Source organism: Aquabacterium sp. (assembly GCF_035476535.1).
GTDB lineage: Bacteria > Pseudomonadota > Gammaproteobacteria > Burkholderiales > Burkholderiaceae_C > Pseudaquabacterium.
This window is the reverse complement of the sequence record NZ_DATILJ010000250.1, coordinates 1-2,045: the sequence shown is the minus strand read 5'-3', so window position 1 is coordinate 2,045 and position 2,045 is coordinate 1. Positions and strand designations below refer to the sequence as shown.

The following is a 2,045-nucleotide window of genomic DNA, read 5'->3' as shown; positions in this document are numbered from 1 at the left end:
GCCGCTGAAGCTCAAGGGCCGCGTCCACGCCTTCGAGGCGCAGCTGGCGCGGGCGCACACGAAGCGCAAGCTCAAGTTCACGCTGCCCGGGCCGATGACCATCATCGACACCGTGGCCGACCAGTTCTATGGCGACAAGGTCAAGATGGCCTTCGCGTTCGCCGAGTTGCTGAACCAGGAGGCTCTCGCGCTGCAGGCCGATGGCGTGGACATCATCCAGTTCGACGAGCCGGCCTTCAATGCCTACATGAAAGACGCGGCGGATTGGGGCGTGAAGGCGCTCGAGCGCGCGGCGCAGGGCCTCACCTGCACGACGGCCGTGCACATCTGCTACGGCTACGGCATCCAGGCCAACGTCGACTGGAAGAAGTCGCTGGGCGAGGAGTGGCGGCAGTACGAGCAGATCTTCCCCGCGCTGGCAGCGAGCTCGATCAAGCAGGTCAGCCTGGAGTGCTACCACTCGCACGTGCCGCCCGATCTGATGAAGCTGCTCGATGGCAAGGACGTGATGGTCGGCGTGATCGACGTCGCCAGCGACGAGATCGAAACGCCGGAACAGGTCGCCGAGACCATCGGCCGGGCACTGCAGTTCGTGCCGAAGCAGCGCCTTTTCCCGTGCACCAACTGCGGCCTGGCCCCGATGGACCGCGATGTGGCGATGAAGAAATTGCAGGCGCTGGCGCAGGGCGCCGAGCTGGCCCGCCGGAGGCACGCCTGATGGCCCGCTTGAACCGTTCAGCGTTGGCGCGGCTGCGCGCGACGCTGCAATCGCACATCGACCGGCAGCGCATCCCCGGCGCGATCGCCGTGGTCGCATTGGGTGGGCACGTGGAACTGTTCGAGGCACTGGGCCGGCAAGACCCGCAGGCGGGTGCGGCGATGAGGGACGATGCGATCTTCCGCATCTACTCCATGACCAAACCGATCGTCTCGCTGGCCACGCTGATCCTGGCGGAAGAGGGTGGCTTGCAGTTGGCCGACCCGGTGTCGAAGTACCTGCCCGAGTTTGCAAACCAGCAGGTGGCGGTGGAAGAGGGCGGCGCCGTCCGGCTGCAGCCGTCGCGGCGTGATGCCACGGTGCATGACCTGCTGCGGCACACCGCGGGCCTCACGTACGAGTTTCTCGGCAGCAATGCCGTGCAGCGGCAGTACGAGGCCGCCGACATCACGAACCGCTCACGCACCAGCGCCGAGTTCTGCAAGGTCCTCGCGGCGATGCCGTTGGCCGACCAGCCGGGCACCCGCTGGCAGTACAGCCGCGCGACCGACGTGCTGGGCGCGCTGATCGAGGCGGCGGCGGGGCAGCCACTGGGCGCCTTGCTGCAGCAGCGCGTCCTGGGGCCGCTGGGCATGAAGGACACCGCTTTCGCCGTGCCGCAGGACCAGTGGCATCGCACCGCGGAACCTTTCGCCAACGACCCGGACTCGGGCGACGCGGTGGTGATGATGGACGGCCGCGAAGTGCCGAAGTTCGAATCGGGTGGCGGCGGGCTGCTGTCCACCGCGGCCGACTACACGCGCTTCCTGCAATTGATGCGCAACCGGGGCTCGCTCGAAGGCACGCGGCTGGTGTCGCGCAAGACCATCGAGTGGATGACGGCCGATCATTTGGGCGCAGTCCCCGCCAATGGCGACCTGCTGCTGCCCGGCTATGGCTTCGGCCTGGGTTTTTCCGTACGCACGCATGCGGGCTTGGCCCCACAGCCCGGGTCGGTCGGCCAGTACTTCTGGAGCGGCATCGGCGGCACCTCCTTTTTCGTCGACCCGGCCGAAGACCTCTTCGCCATGCTGCTCACGCAGGCGCCGAACCAGAGAATTTTCTTTCGCAACCTGTACCGGCACCTGGTCTATGCAGCAGTGGACTGATTGCAGCTGTGACTGATTGGCCTTGGCGCATGGCGCCGGGTGGTGGTACGCTAACGCCATGGCCAACGACCCCTCCACGGCGCCCTGGAAGCACGATGGTGTGCGCGTCATCCCGGGCAACCAGCTGGATGCCAACACCGCGCAGACACCCGGCATGGACCGCAAGGCGGCGATCAATT

General features: G+C 66.8%; 2 protein-coding genes and 1 pseudogene. All 3 read left to right on the top strand.

What is annotated here, in order from left to right:
* Positions 1-718, top strand: a 718-nt coding sequence (locus VLK61_RS24560) for a methionine synthase (RefSeq protein WP_325424918.1), incomplete at its 5' end; no start/stop codon positions are given.
* Entirely contained in the window at positions 718-1,866 is a 1,149-nt protein-coding gene (locus tag VLK61_RS24555; protein ID WP_325424917.1) for a serine hydrolase domain-containing protein, read from the top strand. The genes VLK61_RS24560 and VLK61_RS24555, both read left to right, overlap by 1 nt.
* A 58-nt stretch (positions 1,867-1,924) precedes the next feature.
* Positions 1,925-2,045: pseudogene (locus VLK61_RS24550) on the top strand (mannose-6-phosphate isomerase); the annotation flags it as partial.

What these genes read in the sequence shown, in the direction of transcription:
- VLK61_RS24555 (WP_325424917.1), top strand. Translation starts at nt 718, where the DNA reads ATGGCCCGCTTGAACCGTTCAGCGTTGGCGCGGCTGCGCGCGACGCTG.